Raw genomic sequence first — 5,203 nt, 5'->3', positions numbered from 1 at the left:
GTCGGGCGCGGGGGCCGCGTGCGGGCGCGCTCTTCGTGGCGCCGGCGGCCACGACGCCGTACGTACGTCGGCCGGCGCGATCCCGCATCCGACGGCCGGGGCCGCGCTCCGGCGCCGGCGGACGCCCGGGCGGGCCGCGCTGACGGCCCCGGTGAGGGCGAAATGGTGCGCGACGTGCGTTTCGTAACGAAAGTGGAGGAACGCAAGCGCCCCCTTCACGCTGGGAGACACTCATGGCTCACCTCAACCGACGCGACCTCGGTCTGTTCGTCCTGCGCGCGGGCACCGGCGTCGTGCTGGCGGCGCACGGCACGCAGAAGCTGCTCGGCTGGTTCGGCGGCGGAGGCGTGGAGGGGACGGCGGCGGCCATGGAGCACATGGGCTTCACCCCCGGGCGGGAGAGCGCCGTCGCGGCGGGACTCGGCGAGGCGGGCGGCGGGGTGCTGCTGGCGCTCGGACTCGCGACGCCCGCGGCCGGCGCGGCGGCGGCCGGAGCCATGGCGGGGGCCGTCGCCGTCCACGCGCCCGCCGGGTTCTTCGCCCAGTCGGGCGGCTACGAGTACCCCGCCTTCCTCGGCTTCGCGGCGGCCGCCATCGGCCTCGCGGGACCGGGCCGCTACTCGCTGGACCACGCCATGGGCCACCACTTCGACCAGCCGTGGACCGTGGCGCTGGCCTTCACCGGCTGCGCCCTCGCGGCGGCCGGGGTCCTCAGCAAGCGCAGCAGGGCGCGGGCGTCGAGCGTGGAGAGCGCCGACCAGGCCCCGGTCTAGGGGCCGGGCGTGCGGCGCGGCGCGTGGTCAGGCGGGGTCCGCCGTGCGCGGGGGAGGCGCCATCGCCCACCTGATCGTCCTGGTCAGGGCGTGCCCGGTAAACCGCACACAGGTCCTCTCCAGCCCCGGCAGGTACGGCAGCCGCAGCGGCTCCCGGGCCCACGGCGGCAGCGTCGACACCGCGTTCGCCGCGAGGACGGCGTACGGCGGGCGGGCGATCCAGGGCAGCGGCGGGTGCAGCAGGATGTAGTGGGCGGCCTCGCGCGCCTCGGGGGTCGCGCGCAGCTCGGGCCGGTAGGCCCGCAGCCGCTCGTCGAGCTGTGCCCGCGTACGCGGCGGATCGCCCACCCCGAGCGCGGCGGCCACCCGCGCCATGTCCGCGACGTACGCGTCACAGCCGTCCGCGTCCAGGGGCCGCAGGCCGTAGAGCTGGTGGGCGTACAGGAAGCTGTCCACCTCGGCGACGTGGACCCAGGCCAGCAGGTGCGGATCCGCGGCGTGGTACGGCTCCCCGGCCGCGGTGGTGCCCCGTACCCCCTGGTGCACCGACCGGACGCGGTCGACCGCCCGCTGCGCGTCCCACGCCGTGCCGTAGGTCGTCGTCGCCAGGAACGTGCTCGTGCGCTGGAGGCGGCCCCACGGATCGCCCCGGTAGCCGGAATGGGCCGCGACGGCGGCCATGGCGAGCGGGTGCAGGGACTGCAGCAGCAGGGCCCGCAGTCCGCCGATGAACATCGACGCGTCCCCGTGCACGACGCGCACGGGCCTCTCCGGGCCGAACCAGCGCGGCCCCGGGGTGTCATGGATCCGCGCCCGCGTGCGCGCGCCCGAGGGGCCCGCGACCCGGGTGAACAGGCTGCTGCCCAGCCGCTCGCGCAGAGCGCGGGCGCCGGGCGACGACACGTCCATGCGACCAGTATCCGCCGGTCCGCGGCACCGCGGCAGGGGTCCGGCGACGGCCCGCCGCTCATGCGTCGCCGCCGGCCGCATCCACCCGGGCCCCCCGGAGGGAAGTCGGAGCACGACGCCACGCGGGCGGTCGCGGCAGACCGCCCGCGGCGGCACGGGCGGGCAGACTCGGGAGGGAGCGGCGCACACGTGGCCGAGGCGAGGCGGACGAAGGCGGCAGGTGCCCGCGAGAGCGCGACGGTCCCCGGTGAGGAGGGCGCATGAGCCAGGAGCGGGCCGTCGCCGACGCCGTGATCGTCGGCGGGGGAGCGGCGGGACTCTCGCTCGCCCACGCCCTGACGGCCCCCGGCTCCTCCCGCCCGCTGTCCGTGACGCTCGTGGAGACGCCGCGCCGGTCCCTGCGCCCGGCGGAACGCACCTGGTGCTTCTGGCAGGAGGGCGCCGGCGACTTCGACGAGTGCGTGGCCGCGTCCTGGCGGCGGCTGCGGGTGCGCGGCCGGGACGGCTCCGTGACCGACGGCGAACTCGGGCCGCTGCGCTACCAGATGCTCCGTTCCGCCACCTTCGAGGCATGGGTGCGCGCACGGCTGGCCGCACGCCCGCGCGTACGCCTGGTGGAGGCGACGGCCGAGACGGTGCGCGACGTGGCCGGCGGCGCCGAGGCCCGGTGCGTGACCGAGGACGGCGAACGCCTCACGCTCAGGGGCCGCCACGTCTTCGACTCCCGCCCCACCGGTACGCTGCCGCCGGCCCGCAGCACCCTCCTCCAGCACTTCCGGGGCTGGTTCGTCCGTACCTCGGCTCCCGCCTTCGACGAGGACGTCGTGGAGCTGATGGACTTCCGGGTGCCGCAGCCCGACCACGGCCTCGCGTTCGGCTACGTGCTCCCGCTCGGCCCGCACGAGGCGCTCGTCGAGTACACGCAGTTCTCCCGCGCCCCCCTGACCCGGCGCGCGTACGACGCGGCGCTGGAGCACTACACGCGGCGCGTCCTGCGCCTCGGGCCGCTGGACGTACGCTCCGTCGAGAGCGGCGTCATCCCCATGACCGACGCGCGCTTCCCCCGCCGGACCGGCCCCGCGGTCTACCGGATCGGCGCGGTGGGCGGCGCCACCCGGCCCGCGACCGGGTACACCTTCTCCGCCGTGCAGCGGCAGGTCCGGGCCGTCGCCGCCGCACTGCGCGACGGCGGCCGGATGACGCTCCCGCCGCCGCACGGGCGCCGCGCGCTGGCCATGGACGCCGTCATGCTGCGGGCCCTGGACACCGGGCGGGTCAACGGCCCCGACTTCTTCACCCGGTTGTTCGCGCGCACCCCGACCGAGCGCGTACTGCGCTTCCTGGACGGGCGCACCCGGCTGTGGGAGGACGTCCTCATCGGATTCTCCACCCCGGTCGGCCCCATGCTGCGCACCGCGGCGGAACTCCCCTTCCTGCCGCGCCGCCCCTTCCCCACACGCGAGGAGACCACCGGATGACGCTGTTGCGGGACGCGGACCTGGCCGACGCCTTCGACCACGCCGCCCGGGGGTACGACCGGCTGGTCGGCCTCAACGCCGGGTACCACGCCGACCTCAGACGGTCGGCGCGCCGCCTGCGGCTGCCCGGCGGCGGCGCGGGTCTGCGCCTCCTCGACCTCGGATGCGGTACGGGCGCCTCCACCGCCGCCCTGCTGCGCGCCGCCCCGCTGGCCCGGATCACCGCCGTCGACGCCTCGGCGGGGATGCTGGAGCGGGCCGCCGCCAAGCGCTGGCCGCGGGGCGTCACGTTCGTCCACGCCCCGGCGGAGCGGCTGGCCGCCGCGGGCGTCACCGGGCCCTTCGACGCGGTCTTCGCCGGCTACCTCTTCCGCAACGTGGCCGACCCCGACGCCGTACTCGCCGCCGTCCACGGCCTGCTGCGCCCCGGCGGCCGCCTCGCGGTGCACGAGTACGCGCTCAGCGGCTCGGCGGCGCACCGGGCCGTGTGGTCCACCGTGTGCCGCACAGTCATCCTGCCGGCCGGCCGGTGCACCGGGGACGCCGGCCTCTACCGCCACCTCCACCGCAGCGTCCTGGACTTCGACACGGCGCCCGCCTTCGCCGCACGCCTCGCCCGCGCCGGCTTCACCGGGACCCGCGTCCTGCCCGTACCCGGCTGGCAGACCGGCATCGTCCACACCTTCCTCGGCCGCCGCCGCGGACGGACCGCGAGCGGGGGCGCCGCATGAGGAGCACCGGGACCACGGGCCCGCGCCGGGGCAGGGACCGCAAGGCGCAGAGGGTGCCGGCCGCCCAGGGCCGCGACCGCTTCGACGGCCCGGCGCCGCGCGCGGCGGTCGTCGGCGGCGGCATCGCGGGCCTGGCCGCCGCCACGGCGCTGGCCGAACGCGGCGTGCGCGTGACGCTCCACGAGCGCGACACCGCTCTGGGCGGCCGCCTGGCCGGCTGGCACACGGACCTGGCCGACGGCACGCCGGTGACGATGAGCCGCGGCTTCCACGCGTTCTTCCGCCAGTACTACAACCTGCGCGGTCTGCTGCGCCGCGCCGACCCGGCCCTCGCCGTCCTGCGACCGCTGCCCGACTACCCCCTGCGCCACAGCGGCGGACTCACCGACAGCTTCGCCCACGTGCCCCGCACCCCGCCGTGGAGCGCGCTCGGATTCGTGGCGCTCAGCCCCACCTTCGGGTGGCGCGACCTCGCCGCGATGAACCCCGGGGCGGCCCTTCCGCTGCTCGACGTACGGGTGCCCGAGGTGTACGAGCGCTACGACCGCGTCAGCGCCCGGGACTTCCTCGACGCCGTCAACTTCCCCGAAGCCGCCCACCACCTGGCGTTCGAGGTCTTCTCCCGCAGCTTCTTCGCGGACCCGCGCGAACTGTCGGCGGCCGAACTGCTGCTGATGTTCCACATCTACTTCCTCGGCTCCTCCGAGGGGCTGCTGTTCGACGTACCGGCGGAGCCCTACCCCCAGGCCCTGTGGGACCCCCTGGCCCGCTACCTCGACCGGCTCGGCGTCCGCGTGCTGACCGGCGCGCCCGTCGAGTCCGTCACCCCCGCCGAGGGCACGGCGCTCGCCGTGGAGGCGGGGGGCGCGTCGGCCGAGTACGACGCCGTGGTCCTCGCCCTGGACGTGGCCGGGCTGCGCGGCCTCGTCGCCGCGTCACCGAAGCTGGGCGACGAGCTGTGGCGCGCGGACGTCGCCGCCCAGCGCACCGCGCCGCCGTTCCTGGTCTCCCGGCTGTGGCTCGACCGCCCCGTCCGGGCGGACCGGGCCGGCTTCCTCGGTACGAGCGGCTTCGACGGGCTCGACAACGTCAGCGTCCTGGACCGCTGGGAGGGCGAAGCGGCCCGCTGGGCGCGGCGTACCGGCGGCAGCGTCGTCGAACTGCACGGGTACGCGGTCGACGAGAACGCCGACCGCCGGGCCGTGGAACAACGCCTGCTGCGCCGGCTCCGCGGCCTCTACCCGGAGACGGCGGACGCCCGGATCGTCGACGCATGCCACGAGTGGCGGGCGGACTGCCCGCTGTTCCCCGT

At 76.8% G+C, this 5,203-nt stretch carries 5 protein-coding genes; 4 read left to right on the top strand and 1 reads right to left on the bottom strand.

Going from position 1 to position 5,203, the window contains the following annotated elements:
- Positions 1-233: 233 nt before the first annotated feature.
- A complete protein-coding gene (locus E2E34_RS30970) occupies positions 234-773 on the top strand; it encodes a DoxX family protein (protein WP_138905176.1) in 540 nt (179 codons plus the stop codon).
- Positions 774-800: 27 nt separating this feature from the next.
- Here the strand turns inward: E2E34_RS30970 and E2E34_RS30965 are convergent, their stop codons facing one another.
- Positions 801-1,682: an oxygenase MpaB family protein gene (locus tag E2E34_RS30965; protein WP_138905175.1), complete on the bottom strand. Its 882-nt coding sequence runs from the start codon at positions 1,680-1,682 to the stop codon at positions 801-803.
- Positions 1,683-1,942: 260 nt separating this feature from the next.
- On the opposite strand from E2E34_RS30965, the gene E2E34_RS30960 reads away from it, so the two are divergent.
- The 3 genes from E2E34_RS30960 to E2E34_RS30950 form a co-directional block, all read left to right on the top strand.
- Positions 1,943-3,160 carry a lycopene cyclase family protein gene (locus tag E2E34_RS30960; RefSeq protein WP_138905174.1) on the top strand — a complete coding sequence of 406 codons (1,218 nt, stop codon included), beginning with the start codon at positions 1,943-1,945 and terminating at the stop codon, positions 3,158-3,160.
- Positions 3,157-3,891, top strand: coding sequence for a methyltransferase domain-containing protein (locus E2E34_RS30955; protein WP_138905173.1), 735 nt, complete (start codon positions 3,157-3,159; stop codon positions 3,889-3,891). Before E2E34_RS30960 ends, E2E34_RS30955 begins: the two co-directional genes overlap by 4 nt.
- Positions 3,888-5,203, top strand: a 1,316-nt coding sequence (locus E2E34_RS30950; protein ID WP_138905172.1) for an FAD-dependent oxidoreductase, incomplete at its 3' end; no start/stop codon positions are given. The genes E2E34_RS30955 and E2E34_RS30950, both read left to right, overlap by 4 nt.

Origin of the sequence: Streptomyces albidochromogenes, assembly GCF_005981925.1 — a bacterium.
Taxonomy (GTDB): Bacteria; Actinomycetota; Actinomycetes; order Streptomycetales; family Streptomycetaceae; genus Streptomyces; species Streptomyces albidochromogenes.
The sequence above is the reverse complement of the archived record's forward strand: the minus strand, read 5'-3'. Positions and strand labels throughout refer to the sequence as shown.

Coding starts and splice junctions, on each gene's coding strand:
- E2E34_RS30970 (WP_138905176.1), top strand. CDS start 234: ATGGCTCACCTCAACCGACGCGACCTCGGTCTGTTCGTCCTGCGCGCG.
- E2E34_RS30965 (WP_138905175.1), bottom strand. CDS start 1,682: ATGGACGTGTCGTCGCCCGGCGCCCGCGCTCTGCGCGAGCGGCTGGGC.
- E2E34_RS30960 (WP_138905174.1), top strand. CDS start 1,943: ATGAGCCAGGAGCGGGCCGTCGCCGACGCCGTGATCGTCGGCGGGGGA.
- E2E34_RS30955 (WP_138905173.1), top strand. CDS start 3,157: ATGACGCTGTTGCGGGACGCGGACCTGGCCGACGCCTTCGACCACGCC.